Source organism: Demequina litorisediminis, assembly GCF_030161615.1.
Taxonomy (GTDB): domain Bacteria; phylum Actinomycetota; class Actinomycetes; order Actinomycetales; family Demequinaceae; genus Demequina; species Demequina litorisediminis.
Window position 1 is genome coordinate 1,230,596 of the sequence record NZ_BSUN01000001.1, and the last position, 16,533, is coordinate 1,247,128.

Sequence of the window (16,533 nt, forward strand, 5' to 3'; positions counted from 1 at the left end):
TTCATGACCACTGTCCGTACCCCCGCGCGCCTTACCGCGCTTGCCGCGATCGCGGCCCTGTCCCTCGCCGCCTGCGCCTCCGACTCCAACGCCGAGACCTCGGCCGATGCCGCGACCAGCGGCGAGATCACCATCACCGACCCGTGGGTCAAGACGGCCGAGTCGGGCATGACCGCCGCCTTCGGAACCCTCGTCAACGGGACGGACGAGGCCGTGACTCTTGTCGCCGCCGAGACGCCCGCCTCCTCGATGAACGAGTTGCACGAGACGTTGTCCGACGCCTCCGGTGGCATGTCCATGAGCGAGAAGGAGGGCGGCTTCGAGATCGCGGCGGGCGAGAGCCTTGTCCTCGAGCCAGGCGGCAACCACATCATGCTCATGGACGTCGCCGAGCCGATCGAGGCCGGTGACGAGGTGGAGTTCACCCTGACCTTCGCCGATGACTCCACCTTCGAGTTCACCGCCGACGCCAAGGACTACACGGGCGCCCAGGAGTCCTACGCGCCCGAGCACGACATGGACATGGAGATGGACATGGACGCGAGCCCCGAGGCGACCGCAGACGAGCACGCGGGCCACGATCACTGATGTCTCGCGACGCGACTGAACCCGGTCGCGGCCTCAGCCGGCGGGGGTTCCTCTTTGGAGGAGCCGCCGCCGGCGCGGGCGCGGCCGTCGCGCTCGGCGTGGACAGGGCGCTGGCGTCCGAACCCCGGGCGACGCTCGACGCGACGGGCCTCAACGGCGCACGCACGGTGGACTTCCACGGCGCCCACCAGGCGGGCATCGCCACGCCCATTGCGTCCCACGCGACCTACGTGGCTCTGGACCTGCACGGCGACACCGACAGGGATGCGCTGCGCCGCATGATGCGGGTACTGAGCGACGATGCGGCACGCCTCATGGCGGGCACCGGAGCCCTGGCGGACACCGAACCGGAGCTCGCGACCGTGCCAGCGGCACTCACCGTGACGTTCGGCTTCGGCCCCGAGGCGGTGCGCCGCGGCGGTGGCGACGCGGCGGCGCCCGCGTGGCTCGGACCGTTACCGGCGTTCGACATCGATGCCCTTGAGGACCGGTGGTCCGGAGGCGACGTGTTGCTCCTGGTGAGCGCGGACGATGCCGTGACCGTCGCCCACGCGGTGCGCATGCTGCTCAAGGATTCGCGGTCGTTCGCCTCCGTGCGGTGGCGCCAGGACGGCTTCCGGCGGGCGTACGGCTCCGAGGTATCCGGCACCACCATGCGCAACCTGTTCGGCCAGGTGGACGGCACCACCAACCCTGAGCCGGGCACCTCCGCGTTCGACGACGTGGTGTGGACGAGCGACCCCGGCTGGCTCGCGGGCGGAACCTCGCTGGTGCTGCGGCGCATCCGGCTCGATCTTGACGTCTGGGACGAGGTGGACCCCGTGGCCCGCTCCTTCGCCGTGGGCCGCCGCATCTCCGATGGTGCGCCGCTGACCGGGACGCGGGAGGCGGACGAGCCCAACTTCGAGGCCACCACCGCCGCGGGCAATACGGTCATCTCGCCCGTGGCGCACATCGCGCGCTCGCGGCCCGTCGACCCACGGGAGGTGATCTTCCGGCGCGGGTACAACTACGACGTCCCGCCCACGGGCGACGCCGTCAGCGAGTCCGGCCTGCTGTTCGCGTCCTTTCAGGCCGACGTCGACGCCCAGTTCACGCCCATCCAGCGCCGCCTCGCCGAGGGCGACCTGCTCAACACCTGGACCACCCCCATCGGCTCCGCGGTGTTTGCCATCCCGCCCGGCTGCCAGGCGGGCGGGTACGTCGGACAGACGCTGCTGGACTGACCGGGCACGGTCACGGCGCGGTCACGGGTAAGTCACGGACTCGCCGCGACGCTTGCCGTGACCGTGCACAGCGGCGCTACCGTGGGACGCATGACCATGATGGCGACCCCCATGGCGGAGGTCGAGGTCGACGACTCGCTGGTGCGCGCGTTGCTCGCGGACCAACACCCCGACCTCGCCTCAGAGCCCCTCGGCGCGCGCGTCGAGGGCTGGGACAACACTACGTATCGGCTCGGCGCCGCCCTCGCCGTGCGCTTGCCGCGCCGCGCCGTCGGCGCCCAGATCGCGGCCACGGAACTCGACTGGCTTCCCCTCATCGGCGCCCACTGGACCTTCCCCGCCCCGGTGCCACGCCGCGTCGGCGATCCGGGAAGGGGCTACCCGTGGCGCTGGTCCGTGGTGCCGTGGATCGACGGCACCGACGTCTACGACGCTCCGCTCAGCGTCGAGGGTGCCCGCGACCTTGGTCGCGCCCTCGCGCAGGTCCACCAACCCGCTCCGGCCGATGCCCCACTCAACCCGCACCGCTCACTCGGCCTCGCAGACAAGGCCGAGGTGTTCGGCGACAGGCTCGCCACCGCAGAGGCGAACGGACTCGTGTCCGACGCCCCACGCCTGCGCGCCATGTACGGCGCGGCGATGGGCGAGGCCGAGGCTGGCCCCACCACGTGGTGTCACCTCGACGTTCATGGGCGCAACGTCCTCAGCCGCAAGGGCAGGCTCGCAGGCATCGTCGACTGGGGTGACGCCGCCGCAGGCTCGCCCGCCACCGACCTCGGCCAGGCCGCGATGCTGGTGGGTCCGCTCGATGTGGGTCCGATGCTCGACGCGTACCTCGGCTCCTGCCACACGGAGGTCGCGGCCTTCGTGGGCTCCGCGGCCGGACGCCGTCGCATCCGGGCCGAGGCGGCCCACTATGCCCTGACCCTCGCCTGCATGGAGGACGACCCCTACCGCAGCGCCGGCCGCGAGGCCCTCACCTATCTGCGTCAGCACCCGCGCTGAGAGTCAGGAGTCCACGGCGCGAGCGATCACCCTGGCACGGCGTGCAGCGCGCCGCAGGCGAGCCTCGCGGGCATCCGGCGCCGTCGTGAGCAGGTCCACCACCGCCTGCTCAAGCGTCGCCTGAATCGCGGCATCCCTGGCCCCGGGGGCGAGTTCCTCGCCGTGCCCTCCCAGGGCGTCCACGACCGGCTCGATGGTCACGCCGTCCTCCCAGAGATCCACCACGCGCGGGTCCACATACGAGGCGCGCGCCACAGCGGGAGTGTTCCCCAACTGCTCCGCCACCTGCCGCATGACAGAGGCGACCACGCGCTTGCGAGCGCTCACCGAAAGGTCTTCCGAAGCATCGGCCATTCCCAACGCCTGTGCGGCGATCACCGTGCCGTGCCACGTGCGAAAGTCCTTCGCGGTGGCGTCCGGCTGCACCACCATCTGGATGTACCCGTTGATGTCGTCGCTCGTGAGATCGCGCCACTGCACCGGGCTGGTGGACACGCGGTACGCCAGGAGCCTCGTCGCCACCCCCGGAACGTCGCTTGAGCGTCGCCACGGCCGAGGCGACCTCCGGATCGCGGACCACCACGTGGCGGTCCTTGCCTGACTTCGCGACGTAGTCGAACGTCACCTCGTCGCCGCTGACGCGCGCATGCTCGCACCGCACCGTCGCCAAACCGTACGAGCCATTGTCGGCCGCGTAGCCCGCTCCTCCGATGCGGAACAGGCCGCGGTCCAGCAGCCGAAAGGCCACACCGAGCACGTGTTCGCGGGAAAGGTCGCCACGCGTCGCATCGGCATCCGCGACCGCGCGTGCGGCGGGCAGGCCCGCGGCGACGGCGAGGACCCGCGCATGCTTGGCGCGATCCCGGCGCTCACGCCACGCGGGGTGGTACAGGTATTGCCGCCGTCCCGCCTCATCCGTTCCGAGCGCTTGCAGGTGACCCTGCGGGTCCGGGCAGATCCACACGTCGACCCAGGCAGGCGGAATCGCGAGCCCAGCGATCCGGTCCCGCTCGACGGCATCGCGCACCGTGGCCCCCTCGGGATCCCGGTATGTCCAGCCGGAGCCGGAGCGTCGGCGGGTGATCCCCGGCTCGGCGGGGCGGGATCGACGCAAGCGGGCCATGGACCGACGGTAGGCCGATGCCGTGGCGCTGTCGCGCGCAGCGCCGGCCGCGAGGCGCTGACGTACCTGCGTCAGCACCCGCGCTGACGCGAGGCGAGGCTCGATTGAGACCGTCGGCTCGCGCGCCGCGCCCGGCGGGGGACTAGCGTGGGCCCATGGACGCCGCGTTTACCCCCTGGAGACGGAACGCCTGACGCTGAGGTCGATGACGCTCGACGACGCGGAGGACATGGCCGAACGCCGATCGGACACCACCACCGCCCAGTACCAGGCATGGAAGGCCCCGTACTCGGTTGAGCGAGCGCGCGACCTCATCACCGAACTTCTCACGCGCCCCGGCCCCACTCCCGGAAACTGGTACCAGGCTCGCGGTGGAACGCAAACGCGACGGCAAGGTGCTGGGCGACGTGGCGCTGTTCCTGTCTGGCAACGGTCGCACCGCGGAGGTGGGGTTCACGCTCCACCCCTGGGCGCGCGGTCACCACTACGCCACCGAAGCCACCGCGCGGCTCGTGGACTACGCCGTCTTCGACCTGGGCGTCCACCGCATCGAGGCCTCCACCCATCCCCACAACATCGCCTCGGTCCGGGTCCTTGAACGCATCGGCTTCCTCGCCGAGGGCATCCGCCGGGAGGCGTACTGGGTGGAAGACGAGGTCTCCGACGACGCGATCTACGGGCTCCTCGCCCGCGAATGGATGTCCCGGAGGGACCAGGACTGATGCCTGCTCCTCGCCACCTCTCGGCCCCACGAGGTTGACGCCATGCCCACGTACGCCAACACGGAGCCGCTGTACATCCCCGATGAGATGGTTCAGGCACTCATCAACGACCAGTTCCCCGATCTCGCCTCGTACGAGTGGGCCGCCGGTACACGCTTGAGGACCACTTCGCGATTCGCATCGGCGACGACTACGGCGCGATCTTCTCGCGCCTGCCCGGTTACGACGCACTCTTCGCCCGCGTCACCGACCTGATCGCGCCCCATGCGGCCGGATGGAGCTTTCCCAGTTCCCACCCCATCAGGACCGGGCGCCCCGGCCACGGGTACGAGTGGCACTGGAACATCGTGCCGTGGATCTCCGCCTCCACGGCGGGCTTCGTCCCGCTGCACCTGCCTGCCGCCCGTGCCGTGGGAAGCGCGCTGCGCGAGGTTCACCAGGTAGCCCCACCGGGCAGCCCCATCAATCCGCGATCGGGCGTGGGACTCGAGGCGTGGAGAGGCGAATTCGAGGAAATGCTCGCGTTCGCCGTCGCGCACGGGGCGCCGGAGAACCGCGAACTCGACGCGGATGCCACGCGCGCCATCTTCGAGCGCGGCTGCGCCGCCCCCATCGACGTCGATCCGGCATGGACGCACGGCAGACTCGAACCGCGCGCCATCATGTCGGATCAAGGAGCGTTCGCAGGCCTGCTCCTGTGGTCCAACTTCGGCGCCGGAGACATCGCGCAGGACATCGGCTTTGTGGGCACCGTCCTCGGTGCCGACATGCGCGAGGACTTCTTCTCCACCTACGGCGACATCTCGGATGCCACGGTTGCCCGCGCCCTCGCCTACCTCGTGTACGCGGCACTGCGCTACATCGAGGTGGACGACCCATTCCTGCTGCGCATGGCGTGGGAGCGCCTCATCGAACTCGGCGTGGTCCACGAGGCCTGATGCGCTCGCTGAGATGCACTCCCGGCGTGGCAGACTGACCGGCATGGACATCTACGAGACCCCGCTGCCAGGCATCGGCGTCCGCTACGAGTTCCAGGCCGATAGTGGCGACCACGTGGGAGTCGTGGTGCGTCGCGACGGCAAACGCGACTTCGCCCTCTACGACCGCGAGGATCCCGACGCGTGCCGGGGCACGGTCGAACTGTCCGAATCCGACTCCGCCGCCCTGGTGGAACTGCTGGGCGGCACGTCCATCACGTCCCGCCTAGACAAGGCTCCGCCACCAGATTGACGGCCTCGCGATCGAGTGGGTGACGATGCCCGCCGGCGGCGGCCTCACGGGACGCACCATCGCCGATGGCCGCATCCGCACCACCACGTCCGCCTCCATCGTCGCGGTGATCCGCGGCGAGGACGGCAACCCGGGACCGGGACCGGACTTCCTCCTTCAGGCCGGCGACACCGTCCTCGTCATGGGCTCGGACGCCGCCGTCCGTCAGGCCACCGCCATCCTCGTCGGCTGAGCCACCATGCTGCTCCTGCCGCTCGAGGTCCTGCCCGAGCCGGAGATCAGCCACTCGGGGTCCGTCCTCATCGAGCCTCGGCATCATCCTGCTGGTGCTCGCGGGCCTTGGCCGCCTTGCCGCCCGCATCGGCATCCCCTCCATCCCGCTGTACCTGCTGGCGGGCGTGCTGATGGGCGACGGTGGACTCATCCCCGTCTCGGCTGGCGAGGAGTTCCTCGAGGTGGGTGCCGAGATCGGCGTGGTCCTGCTGCTGCTCCTGTTGGGGCTCGAATACTCGCCGCAGGATCTGCGCAACGGGCTCAGATCCAACTGGGTTGCGGGACTCATGGACGGACTCGCCAACGGTGTGCCCGGCTTCGTGGTGGGCCTGATGCTGGGATGGTCGCCCACCGCGTCGCTGCTGCTGGCGGGCGTCACCTACATCTCGTCGTCCGGCATCATCGCGCGCCTGCTCGACGACTTTGATCGCGTCGCCAACCGCGAGACCCCCGTGCTCCTGTCGCTACTGGTGATGGAGGACCTGGTGATGGCGGTGTTCCTGCCCATCACCGGCGTGCTGCTGGTGGGCGCCACGCTCGCGCAGGGAGCCCTGGCGGCGGGGATCGCGCTGGGCCTGGTGTTCCTCGCTTTCGTGGTGTCGCTGCGGTTCTCCGACCGCATCTCGCGCCTGGTGCATTCGCACTCGCGCGAGCCTGTTGCTGCTGACGGTGCTGGGGCTCACGTTCCTGGTCGCCGGGCTCGCCGACGCGGTGCAGGTCTCCGCGGCCGTGGGTGCCTTCCTTCTTGGCCTCACCCTCTCGGGTCAGGTGGCCGACGACGTTCGTGGGCTCCTGCCTCCCCTGCGCGACGTGTTCGGCGGCCTGTTCTTTGTGTTCTTCGGGCTCTCGATCGACCCGCGCGACCTCATTCCCGTGCTGCTGCCGGCGCTCGCGCTGGCGGCCATCACGGCCGTCACCAAGATCGGCACGGGCGTCTTCGCCGCCAGGCGCAACGGCATCGGCCCCAAGGGCCAGTGGCGTACGGGGCTGTCCATGATCCCGCGCGGCGAGTTCTCCATCGTCATCGCGGGGCTCGGCGTCGCGGCGGGCATCGAACCCATGCTCGGACCGTTCTCCGCCGCCTACGTCCTGATCCTCGCGGTGGCGGGGTCACTCGCCATGCGGTTCGCGGACCGCATTCCATCGCCGCTGAGCGTGCAGTCCGGTGGTGCGCCGGTCGCCAGTCGAGTGGTGTCGAGGCCCCCGCGGCAGTGACCTCACGAGCGTGGTCGTGGCGGCCCGCTCGGCGTGGCACGATGGGCCTTGTCGGCATCAGGTGCGGCCGATGCGCCGGCTACGTCGCGCAGGTGGCGTAGCACGTGGCGGGCATCCCGCCACCGGTCCCCACCCAGGCCACGCAGGTCCCCTGCCGCCTTGCTCAAGGACTCCCCGAGTCTCACTAGGTGGTCCCGTGGCTCCCTTCCTTTCCGCCCTCGTCGCGCGCGCACGCGCGGCCCTGCGCCGTGACCGGCCGGCGGCCCCGTCGGGTCCCATGCTCATTGAGCACGTGGGGGAACTGACCGATGCCGACGTGGCCGAGGTGCGTGCCGTGGTCGACGAGGCGGCACGGCAGTTGAGGGACGGCGACGCGGCCGCCTAGCGTCCTGCGAGTCGCTGAGTGCCCGGTTCTTGGCGAAACCGCGCACTCAGTGACTCCCAGCGCGCAGGTGGCGAGCACAATGGGGGCGTGATCCGACCCGCCACGCTTGCCGATGCCGACCGCATCGCCGCCATCTACAACCCGTACGTCACCGACACCGTCATCACGTTTGAGACGGAGACCGTGACGGCGAAGGACATCGCCGCGCGGATGAAGAGCGTGTGGGACAAGGACCTCCCGTACCTCGTCATCGAGCAGGAGGGGCGCGTGGTGGGGTTTGCCTACGCGGCGCCGTACCGCCCCAAGGCCGCGTACCTCCACAGCGTGGAAACCACCATCTACCTGGATGGAGAGGCCGGCGGAAAGGGCCTTGGCGGGCGGCTGTACCGCGCGCTGATCGTCGCGATGCGGGCCTCGCACGCGCACACCGCGATCTCCCTGATCGCGCTTCCCAACGAGGCGTCGGTCGCCCTGCACCACGCCACCGGCTGGCGCGAGGTGGGCGTGCTGACGGAGGCCGGCCAGAAGCCTGGGCCGCTGGATCGACGTGGGTTACTTCCAGGCTCGACGTCTCCTGACTGACCCCCTTCTCCTAGCATCGCCTCTTGCGTGGCGCATGTGACTTAGGTCACGATGGGGTGTCGCGGCGGCCGCTGAGGGAGTGCCGCCGGGCAATCGAGGGAGACGAGTGATGGGGGACCGCCGCGCACGCGCGACCGCTGAGGCGGGCATGACGTTGCCCGAGCTCCTCGTGGTCATGGCGATTGTAGGAATCCTCGTCGCCGTGGCGCTGCCCATCTTCTTCAACCAGCAGGCGAAGGCCTACGACTCGGCCGTGCAGTCTGACCTGTCGACGGTCGCGATCGCGGTGCGTCAGCACGTGGACGAGTCAAGCGCCCTGCCGGTGATCGCCGCTGCCGGTGACGGGTACACGCTCGACGGAGACGCGCTGGCCACCTCGCCGGGCGTGGTGCTGAGCACCATCAGCGGCGATGCCACGAACTACTGCTTCTCCGCCACACACCCGAATGGTCGCACCGCGAGTGCGGTCGGCTACCGCTACTCCGCGGTGAACGGCATCGAGGAAGGTTCCTGCCCCTAGCCGTCGGCTCGCGGCTCATAGGACTCGCGCAGCACCGTGATCGGTGACCCGATGGCCCTCACCCCCCACACGCGTCCGGTGAAGCCCCCGGCAACCTCCGTGGAGAGGTAGCGCCCATCCAGGCGCGCGAGCCTCGCGTAGGCTCGCCTGCCGCCGCGCCGGTTGCGCCGCCGGGCACTCCACCGGGCTCACTGGTGCCGCCGGCGCCATCCGCGGCCACGCTGAGCACGATGTCGTCGGGGCCGCCGTGGCGCGCCTGGACAGCCGCGAGGCCGAGCACCACGGGGGCGCCGGCGTGAGCGGTGCGCGCCACCTCGTGCTCCACATCGCCGATGCGGGCCACTGCAACCACCTCAGTGGCACCCGCTCGCACCGCGTACCAGTGGCGGTGGTCGAGGTGGAGGCGTAGCTCGGCGACCCCGTCGCCCGGGTCCACTGTGACCGTGGCTGCCCAGCGCTCGTCGAGGCAGCGCCGGGCCAGCAGCGCCAGTCCGTCATCCTCGCTCGGGGCGAGCGCGAATCCGTCGGCGCCTGGCGTGACGAAAGTGTCGAGCCGTGCGCCTGGCGACACCCAGTGAAGGTCCAGCGGCGCACCGGGGTCCAGGCGCATCGTGCTCGGGAAGGGCGGCACCGCGAAGGCGTCCTCCACCACCGTGGGCCACCCGTCCTCCCAGACGATGCCCGCGAGGAACGTCTCACGGCCGTTCACGTGCCAGTGCGGGGTGCCGCCACGGGCCCGTACTCCCAGGTAGACCATGGCCCACGAGCCATCGGGGCGCTCGACCAAGTCGGCGTGACCGGTGTTCTGGACGGGCAGCGACGTGGAGCGGTGAGTGAGGAGTGGGTTGTGCGGCGCGCCGGCGAAGGGCCCACGCGGCGAGTCCGAGCGCGCCACGGCGACGGTGTGGCCGCGCTCGGTGCCGCCCTCGGCGATCACGAGGTACCAGTGCTCGCCTCGCCGAAACACGTGAGGGGCCTCGGGGTGCGCGAGTCCGGTGCCCGACCACAGGGGACGGGGCTCCTCCAGGACCGCTCCGGTGGCGGGTTCGACCTCGGCCTGCATGATCGCCGACCGCCCCTCGTGCGTGCCGCTCCACGTGATGAGGCATCGCCCCTCGTCATCCCAAGCGATGTCGGGGTCGATTCCGGTGAGCCCCTCGAGCCGCACGGGCGCCGACCACGGCCCCGCCGCATCGTCCGCGGTCACGAGCACCTGGCCGTCACCCATGCCGACCGTGGTGGTGATCATCCAGAACCGGCCGTCGTGGTGACGCAGCGTGGGCGCGTAGACGCCGAGGCTCGGCGCGAACGCCCCCGCGGGAAACTGCTCGGCCCTGCCCAGCGCGTGCCCCACCAGAGCCCAGGTCACCAGGTCGTCGCTGACCCACACGGGCACCGCGGGCGAGTACTCGAAGGATGAATGCGCCAGGTAGTAGCGCTCCCCCACGCGGCAGATGCTGGGGTCCGGATGGAAGCCGGGGACCACCGGCCTGACGGCGGACGATGCGGTGGCGGGCATAGCGGCGGTGCTCGGCTCGGTCACGGTTTCCTCTCGAGGTGGGGCCACGGCGGCGGTGCCTGGCTCGCATCGATGGTGTCACGGCATCGGCCGTTTGTCGATGCGCTTCGACGCGAGTCGAAAAGGGCCCGGCTCCCCCGCAGGAGGAACCGGGCCCTGAGCGCGACGAGGCCGTTACGCGGAGCGCACCGCCTCGGTCGCGGCGAGCATGTGCTGAAGCGACGCGATGGTCTCGTCGTAGCCACGGGTCTTCAAGCCGCAGTCAGGGTTGACCCACAACTGCTTGCCCGGGACCGACGCCTTGGCCAGCGCGAGCAACTCGGTGACCTCCTCGGTCGAGGGCACGCGGGGCGAGTGGATGTCCCACACGCCGGGGCCAATCTGCCGCTCGTAGCCGTGGTTCTTGATCGCCGGGAGGACCTCCATGCGCGAACGTGCCGCCTCGATCGAGGTGACGTCCGCATTGAGGCCATCGATGGCGTCGATGATTTCGCCGAACTCCGAGTAGCACAGGTGGGTGTGCAGGCGGGTGTCATCCTTGGCGCCCGACGTGGCGAGGCGGAAGGAGTTCACCGACCAGTCGAGGTACGCGGCCTGGTCGGCCTTTTTCAGCGGCAGCAGTTCGCGTAGTGCAGGCTCGTCCACCTGGATGATGCCGATGCCCGCGGCCTCCAGGTCGGCGATCTCCTCACGCAGGGCGAGCGCCACCTGGTTGGCTGTGACGCCGAGCGGCTGGTCGTCACGCACAAACGACCACGCGAGGATGGTGACCGGGCCGGTCAGCATGCCCTTCATCGGCTTCGCGGTCAGCGACTGGGCGTACTCGGCCCACCGCACCGTCATCGCCTCGGGCCGCGTCACGTCTCCCCACAGGATCGAGGGGCGCGTGCAGCGCGAACCGTAGGACTGGACCCAGCCATTGACGGTGACGTCGAAGCCGTCCAGCAGGCTCCGCGAAGTACTGCACCATGTCGTTGCGCTCGGCCTCACCGTGCACCAGCACGTCCAGGCCGAGGTCCTCCTGCAGCCTTCACCACGGAGGCGATCTCATCCTTCATCGCCTGCTCGTAGTCGGCGTCGGAGAGGTTGCCCTTGGCCCACGCGGCGCGCGCCTTGCGGATCTGCGGCGTCTGCGGGAAGGACCCGATGGTGGTGGTCGCGAGCTCGGGGAGGCCGTAGCGGGCATCTTGAGCCGCCGCCCGGATCGCATACGGCGCGCGGTGGAAGTCGGTAGGCGTGACGGCCGCGAGCGCATCGCGCACCTCGGCACGGTTCGTGCCAGGGTGAGCGGCACGGGCGGCGAGGGCGTCGCGGGCCGCGGCGAGCGCATCGGCCACCGCCTCTTCACCCTCGGCGCGAGCGGTCGCGAGCGTGACCACCTCGGCCACCTTCTCGTCGGCAAAGGCGAGCCACGAGAGCAGTTCCTCACCCAGGTGCTCCTCGCCCGCGAGGGTGTGGGGCACGTGGAAAAGCGACGTGGACGAGGACACGGCGACGGTGGCGCCGAGCGCGGCCACGGCATCGGCCTTGCGCAGCGCGGCGTCGAGGTCGGTGCGCCAGATGTTGTGGCCATCCACGACGCCAGCGACCACCGTGACACCGGTGAGGTCGACGTCACCGGGGATCGAACCACGGACCAGGTCGATGCCGATGGCGTCCACGCCGGCGTCCTTGAGGACGGGCAGCGCGTCGCCGAGCGAGTTGTACGGCGCGGCCACGAACAGCGCGGGGCGCTCCGTGGCGGCGACGAGCGCCTCGTACGCCTTGGCGGCGTTGGCGAGAACCTCGACGCGGTCGGCGTCGATGTCTGCCACCAGCACGGGCTCATCGATCTGCACCCAGGTGGCGCCGGCGGCCTTGAAGGCGGCGAGCAGGCTCCACGTACACGGGCAGCAGGTCGTCGAGGCGGTCGATGGGGCGGTAGTCGTCCCCGGCCTCATCCGAAGCCTTGGCCAAGTACAGGAACGTCAGCGGGCCCGTGATGACGGGGCGCGTGAGGTAACCGGCGTTCTTGGCCTCCACGAACTCGTCCACCCAGCGGGTGCTGGACAGCGCGAACGCGGTCTCGGGACCAATCTCGGGAACCAGGTAGTGGTAGTTCGAGTCGAACCACTTGGTCATCTCGAGCGGGGCGTCGTCACCCTTGCCTCGCGCGATGGTGGAGTATCCGGCGAGGTCGACGGAGCCATCGGCGCCACGCAGGCCCGCGAAACGGGTGGGGATCGCGCCGAACGTCACCGCGGCGTCGAGCACGTGGTCGTAGAACGAGAAGTTCGACGGGATCGACGCGTTGTCCTTGGCCAGTCCGAGCGCTGCGAGGCGCTCAAGGTTGGCGGCGCGCAGGGCGGCGGCGGCGGACTCGAGGTCCTCGGCGGTCGTGGCGCCCTTCCAGAAGGACTCGATCGCCTTCTTGAGTTCACGCATTCGGCCGATGCGGGGGTAACCCAGGATGGTGCCGCCAGGGAAGGCGGTGGGAGCGGACGGAGCAACAGCACTATCTGACATGGGGAGATTCCTCATGGACTTGGTGCGCGGCGGGCTCGCCATTGCGCTTGGTCGACGCATCTTTGGCGCCGAGCGTGCACTTCCGACTCTACTGGATCGACACCACGCGGCTAGGGACTTTGGAATCACGCGACGGCCCGCGGGGTTGTGTAAGGCCAGGGACGGTGCGTCCGAGACTCGATGCGAGGATGGAGCCATGGCAGAAGAGGTCACCAAGAAGCAGGTCACGCTCACCCGCGAAGCGGAGGGCGTTTACGTCGCCCGCAACCCCGCCGGCGCCGAGTACCGGTTTGGCTACAACGTCGACGGTGCGCTCAGCGCCGTCGAGCTCCTCATGGTCGCGATCGCGGGCTGCTCCGCGACCGATCTCGACATGATGACGTCGCGCCGCGCGGAGCCCACGCGCTTTGACGTGACCGCCACCGCGGACAAGGTGGGCGGCTCGACCCCAGCGATCCTGCGGGACATCGACGTGGCGTTCGACGTGGCGTTCCCCGAGGGACCCGACGGCGACAAGGCACGCGCCCGAGTGGCCGCGGCCCTGAAGTCCGCCGAGGAGCGCACCTGCACCGTGTCACGCACCGTGGTGCACGGCGCGGACGTCACCCTGCGCGAGGTCTAGCCCGTCACTGCGCCCTGCGAGTCGTTCAGTGCACGGTTTCGCACGATTCCGGGCACCGAACGACTCGCAGGAGGCGCTGCCCGCTACGGTGGCGCCATGAGGCGGACGGCCGCGGTCGCGGCAACAGGTGCGGTGATGATCGGGGTCGCGGCGGCGGCGCTGACCTACCCCTGGGGTTCGACGGACGTCCCGCTGCCCGAGGCCACGGCGGAGCCGGTGGAGGTGGTCGCCTCCTACGTCGCCGCTCTCGACGCCCACGACTGCGACACCGCCGTCGCCCTGGCCGCGCCGAGCTTCGCGGAGACGGCCCGCGACTGGTGCCGGAAGGTGGCCGGCCTCGGGAACCTCGAGATCGGCGTGTCGCTCGACGAGGATCCCGCCTGGTCGGGGCTTTCGGCGGACACCGAGGTGGTCAGCGTGACCGTGGACTTCGACCTCGACTGGCGCCTGTTCCGCTCGGATGTGTCGATGCCCGAGGGAGCCACCACCTGGGGATACCGCCTCGCCCGCGCCTCCGTCGACGAGCCGTGGCGCATTGTCGACAACGGCGTGGGCTAGAAACCCCGGCGGGCGAGTGCTCGAGCCGTAGGCGCCGATCATGGGGCACTAGGCGCCAACTAAGCGACGCGGCCACGCAGCGGGAGCCTGTCGACCAACTCCACCGCGGCATCGTGCCGGTTAAAGGTGATGACATGGATGCCGGGCGCCCCGGCGTCCAGCAGGTCCTGCGCGAGGCGCGTGGCGTGCTGCACGCCTGTGGCGCGCGCCTCGTCATCCGTGGCCGCGGCATCGAGTGCGGCGACCAGGACGTCGGGCGTCGGCACGTCGGTGATCTGCGACGCGCGCCGCGCTCGCTGGGCGGAGACGAGCGGCATCACCTCGGGAATGATCGGCATCGTCACACCCTGCGCCCGTGCCTCCTCGACCAGTCCCGTGTAGTGGGCCACCTCGTAGAACACCTGGGTGATCGCGAAGTCGGCGCCCGCTTCTTGCTTGGCGCGCAGCACGTCGATGGCGGTCTGGCGGAACCGCTCCACCGCGTGCTGGGCGGGGAAGGCGGCCACGCCCACGCTGAGGCCGTCGATCCCGTGGGCCTGGGCGGTCTCGCGCAGGAACGCGACCAGATCCGAGGCGTACAGCAGGCCGTCGGGATGCGGACGCCAGTCGGCCTGGCCCTTGGGCGGGTCACCCCGCAGGGCCAGGAAGTCCTTCACCCCGTCCTCGAGGTAGCCCTCGATGACCGTGCGCAACTCGGCGCAGGACTGGTCAACACAGGTGAGGTGGGCGAGCGCCGGCACGCGGTGCTCGCGCGCCACGCGTTGCACCACGGAACGCGAGGCACCCTGAGTGGAACCCGAGGCGCCGTAGGTGATGGAGATGAAATCGGGCTGCGTTTCGACGATCGCGCGCATGGTGCGGCCCAACATCTCCTCGGCAGCGGAGCCTGCGAGGAGGAAGAGCCGAAGGCGAGCGTCGGCTCCGGGTCGCGAAGGCGTTCACGGATCGTCATAGCGTCCGCCACGATATCCGCGTAAGGTCCCGGTTCGCCAGACCCGCGGTCAGGATCGGCAACCTCGCGCCGTCCCCAGGCCCTCCGTTGGTCACGCCGCTTCCCCACCACCGCACGGACATGGTGTCGATGTCACCGGGCCAGGCCACACTTGACCCATGACCGCCACCACCGCCACACCCCTGCGTTGCTTCGGCAATGGAGACCCGCTGTACGAGGCCTATCACGACCACGAGTGGGCGGTGCCGGTGCACGGCGACGCCGCGCTCCTGGAGCGCATCGTGCTCGAGGGCGCGCAGTCCGGCCTCTCGTGGGTCACCATCCTGCGCAAGCGTGAGGGCTACCGCGCCGCCTTCGCGGGTTTTGAGCCCCACGCCGTCGCGGCGTTCGGCGAGGAGGACGTCGCGCGACTCATGGAGGACACCGGGATCGTCCGCAACCGCCGCAAGATCGAGTCCGCCATCGTCAACGCGCGAGCGGTGGTGGCGTTGCAGGACGCGGGAGAGAGCCTGGACACGCTCTTCTGGTCCTTTGCGCCGGAGGCTCCCCGGCCGTCCCGGCGACCTGGGGCGACGTCCCCGCGTCCACCCCCGAGTCAGTGGCTCTTGCCAAGGAACTCAAGCGCCGTGGCTTTGTGTTCGTGGGGCCCACCACCATGTACGCGGCCATGCAGGCCTGCGGTCTCGTCAACGATCACGTGGAGGGGTGCATCGTCCGCGCGTGACCGCGCGGACCTGACCACGCGGGCCCCAAGCCAGGGCGGGCCGCTCAGCAGTAGGCGCGACGGTGCCGCGCGGTCGCGTCCTCGAGGAGCGCATCCACAATGCGTTTGTCGGCGGGCAGCCAGGCCACATCACGCCAGCCGCCCGGCTCCAGCACCCGCAACAGGTCGTGGTCCTCGAGCGGGCGAGGCTCCACGCGCGCGCCATCGGCGCCGGGCTTGATGGTCGCCCACCACACCCGCATCACGAGCCGCTCCACATCGGCGTCGCCGGGGCGGAGCATCCACACCGGGGTGTCCCCGCACTGGTCCTCGATGCCGTGGGCCTCGTCGGGCCCCGGAACCTCGTCACCAATCTCGATCTCGACGCCCAGTTCCTCGCGCAACTCGCGCCGCAGGGCCTGCTCCGCGGTCTCGCCGCGCTCCACCTTGCCGCCGGGGAACTCCCACAGGCCAGCCAGAGCGCTCGGCGCAGTGCGCCGTGCCGCGAGCAGGGTGCGGGGAGTCTCGAGATCGTCGGTGATGGCCGCCGCGACCACGAGCCGGGTGCGTACTCCCACGGTCTACTCGGTCTTCTCGCCGTACGCGTCGGCGTCCAAAAGGTCCTCGTTCGCCTCAGCAAGGCTCGACCTTGAAGATCCAGCCGTCACCATACGTGTCGCTGTTGACCAGGTCCGGGGCCGCCTCGAGCCGCCCGTTGACCTCCACCACCGTGCCGGTGACGGGCGAGTACAGGCTCACTCACGGCCTTGGTGGACTCGAGTTCGCCGCAGACGTCGCCGGCGCG

At 70.4% G+C, this 16,533-nt stretch carries 17 protein-coding genes and 4 pseudogenes; 14 read left to right on the plus strand and 7 right to left on the minus strand.

Annotated elements, in window-relative coordinates:
• The first annotated feature begins 3 nt into the window (after positions 1-3).
• From QQK48_RS07570 to QQK48_RS07580, 3 genes are read left to right on the plus strand one after another with little or no spacing between them, the layout of a single operon-like run.
• The gene (locus tag QQK48_RS07570) at positions 4-588 is read left to right on the plus strand and encodes a copper chaperone PCu(A)C (RefSeq protein ID WP_284328034.1); all 585 of its coding nucleotides are present in this window, start codon (positions 4-6) and stop codon (positions 586-588) included.
• Entirely contained in the window at positions 588-1,814 is a 1,227-nt protein-coding gene (locus QQK48_RS07575; RefSeq protein WP_284328035.1) for a Dyp-type peroxidase, read from the plus strand. The genes QQK48_RS07570 and QQK48_RS07575 overlap by 1 nt, the downstream gene beginning before the upstream one ends.
• A gap of 57 nt (positions 1,815-1,871) precedes the next feature.
• Positions 1,872-2,819: a phosphotransferase gene (locus QQK48_RS07580; RefSeq protein WP_284328036.1), complete on the plus strand. Its 948-nt coding sequence runs from the start codon at positions 1,872-1,874 to the stop codon at positions 2,817-2,819.
• 3 nt (positions 2,820-2,822) lie between these two features.
• On the opposite strand, the gene QQK48_RS07585 is transcribed toward QQK48_RS07580, so the two are convergent.
• Positions 2,823-3,341, minus strand: a complete 519-nt coding sequence (locus tag QQK48_RS07585) for a site-specific integrase (protein ID WP_284328037.1) — start codon at positions 3,339-3,341, stop codon at positions 2,823-2,825.
• Positions 3,342-3,423: 82 nt separating this feature from the next.
• Positions 3,424-3,942, minus strand: a pseudogene (locus tag QQK48_RS07590) (DNA topoisomerase IB); the annotation flags it as partial.
• 293 nt (positions 3,943-4,235) lie between these two features.
• Between QQK48_RS07590 and QQK48_RS07595 the strand changes: the two are divergent.
• The 8 genes and pseudogenes from QQK48_RS07595 to QQK48_RS07635 all read left to right on the plus strand — a co-directional run bounded on the left by QQK48_RS07595 (position 4,236) and on the right by QQK48_RS07635 (position 8,869).
• Positions 4,236-4,664, plus strand: a complete 429-nt coding sequence (locus tag QQK48_RS07595; RefSeq protein ID WP_284328038.1) for a GNAT family N-acetyltransferase — start codon at positions 4,236-4,238, stop codon at positions 4,662-4,664.
• A gap of 137 nt (positions 4,665-4,801) precedes the next feature.
• Complete coding sequence (locus QQK48_RS07600) at positions 4,802-5,602, plus strand: phosphotransferase (protein WP_284328039.1); 801 nt, start codon at positions 4,802-4,804, stop codon at positions 5,600-5,602.
• Positions 5,603-5,615: 13 nt separating this feature from the next.
• Positions 5,616-5,894 (plus strand): cation:proton antiporter regulatory subunit, encoded by a 279-nt coding sequence (locus QQK48_RS07605; RefSeq protein ID WP_284328040.1) that lies wholly within the window; start codon positions 5,616-5,618, stop codon positions 5,892-5,894.
• Between the two features lie 25 nt (positions 5,895-5,919).
• Positions 5,920-6,126, plus strand: coding sequence for a cation:proton antiporter regulatory subunit (locus QQK48_RS07610; RefSeq protein WP_284329336.1), 207 nt, complete (start codon positions 5,920-5,922; stop codon positions 6,124-6,126).
• Between the two features lie 94 nt (positions 6,127-6,220).
• A pseudogene (locus QQK48_RS19545) lies at positions 6,221-7,382 on the plus strand (cation:proton antiporter).
• A 196-nt stretch (positions 7,383-7,578) separates the two neighbouring features.
• Positions 7,579-7,767, plus strand: coding sequence for a hypothetical protein (locus QQK48_RS07625; RefSeq protein ID WP_284328041.1), 189 nt, complete (start codon positions 7,579-7,581; stop codon positions 7,765-7,767).
• Positions 7,768-7,854: 87 nt separating this feature from the next.
• The gene (locus QQK48_RS07630) at positions 7,855-8,349 is read left to right on the plus strand and encodes a GNAT family N-acetyltransferase (protein WP_284328042.1); all 495 of its coding nucleotides are present in this window, start codon (positions 7,855-7,857) and stop codon (positions 8,347-8,349) included.
• Positions 8,350-8,497: 148 nt separating this feature from the next.
• Positions 8,498-8,869, plus strand: coding sequence for a type IV pilin protein (locus QQK48_RS07635; protein WP_284328043.1), 372 nt, complete (start codon positions 8,498-8,500; stop codon positions 8,867-8,869).
• 58 nt (positions 8,870-8,927) lie between these two features.
• On the opposite strand, the gene QQK48_RS07640 is transcribed toward QQK48_RS07635, so the two are convergent.
• Together QQK48_RS07640 and metE are read right to left on the minus strand one after the other, a co-directional pair.
• The gene (locus tag QQK48_RS07640; RefSeq protein ID WP_284328044.1) at positions 8,928-10,412 is read right to left on the minus strand and encodes a glycoside hydrolase family 43 protein; all 1,485 of its coding nucleotides are present in this window, start codon (positions 10,410-10,412) and stop codon (positions 8,928-8,930) included.
• Positions 10,413-10,562: 150 nt separating this feature from the next.
• A pseudogene (gene metE / locus QQK48_RS07645) lies at positions 10,563-12,893 on the minus strand (5-methyltetrahydropteroyltriglutamate--homocysteine S-methyltransferase).
• Between the two features lie 196 nt (positions 12,894-13,089).
• On the opposite strand from metE, the gene QQK48_RS07650 reads away from it, so the two are divergent.
• Positions 13,090-13,515 (plus strand): OsmC family protein, encoded by a 426-nt coding sequence (locus QQK48_RS07650; protein WP_284328045.1) that lies wholly within the window; start codon positions 13,090-13,092, stop codon positions 13,513-13,515.
• A gap of 96 nt (positions 13,516-13,611) precedes the next feature.
• Positions 13,612-14,073, plus strand: coding sequence for a hypothetical protein (locus QQK48_RS07655; protein ID WP_284328046.1), 462 nt, complete (start codon positions 13,612-13,614; stop codon positions 14,071-14,073).
• 59 nt (positions 14,074-14,132) lie between these two features.
• Here QQK48_RS07655 and QQK48_RS07660 read toward each other — a convergent pair whose 3' ends face one another.
• Entirely contained in the window at positions 14,133-14,942 is an 810-nt protein-coding gene (locus QQK48_RS07660) for a methylenetetrahydrofolate reductase (RefSeq protein ID WP_284328047.1), read from the minus strand.
• Between the two features lie 241 nt (positions 14,943-15,183).
• On the opposite strand from QQK48_RS07660, the pseudogene QQK48_RS07665 reads away from it, so the two are divergent.
• A pseudogene (locus QQK48_RS07665) lies at positions 15,184-15,749 on the plus strand (DNA-3-methyladenine glycosylase I).
• Between the two features lie 44 nt (positions 15,750-15,793).
• On the opposite strand, the gene QQK48_RS07670 reads toward QQK48_RS07665, so the two are convergent.
• Both QQK48_RS07670 and QQK48_RS21475 read right to left on the minus strand, forming a co-directional pair.
• Positions 15,794-16,306: a (deoxy)nucleoside triphosphate pyrophosphohydrolase gene (locus QQK48_RS07670; protein ID WP_284328048.1), complete on the minus strand. Its 513-nt coding sequence runs from the start codon at positions 16,304-16,306 to the stop codon at positions 15,794-15,796.
• Between the two features lie 55 nt (positions 16,307-16,361).
• Positions 16,362-16,487, minus strand: coding sequence for a glycine cleavage system protein H (locus QQK48_RS21475; protein WP_431308305.1), 126 nt, complete (start codon positions 16,485-16,487; stop codon positions 16,362-16,364).
• Positions 16,488-16,533: the final 46 nt, after the last annotated feature.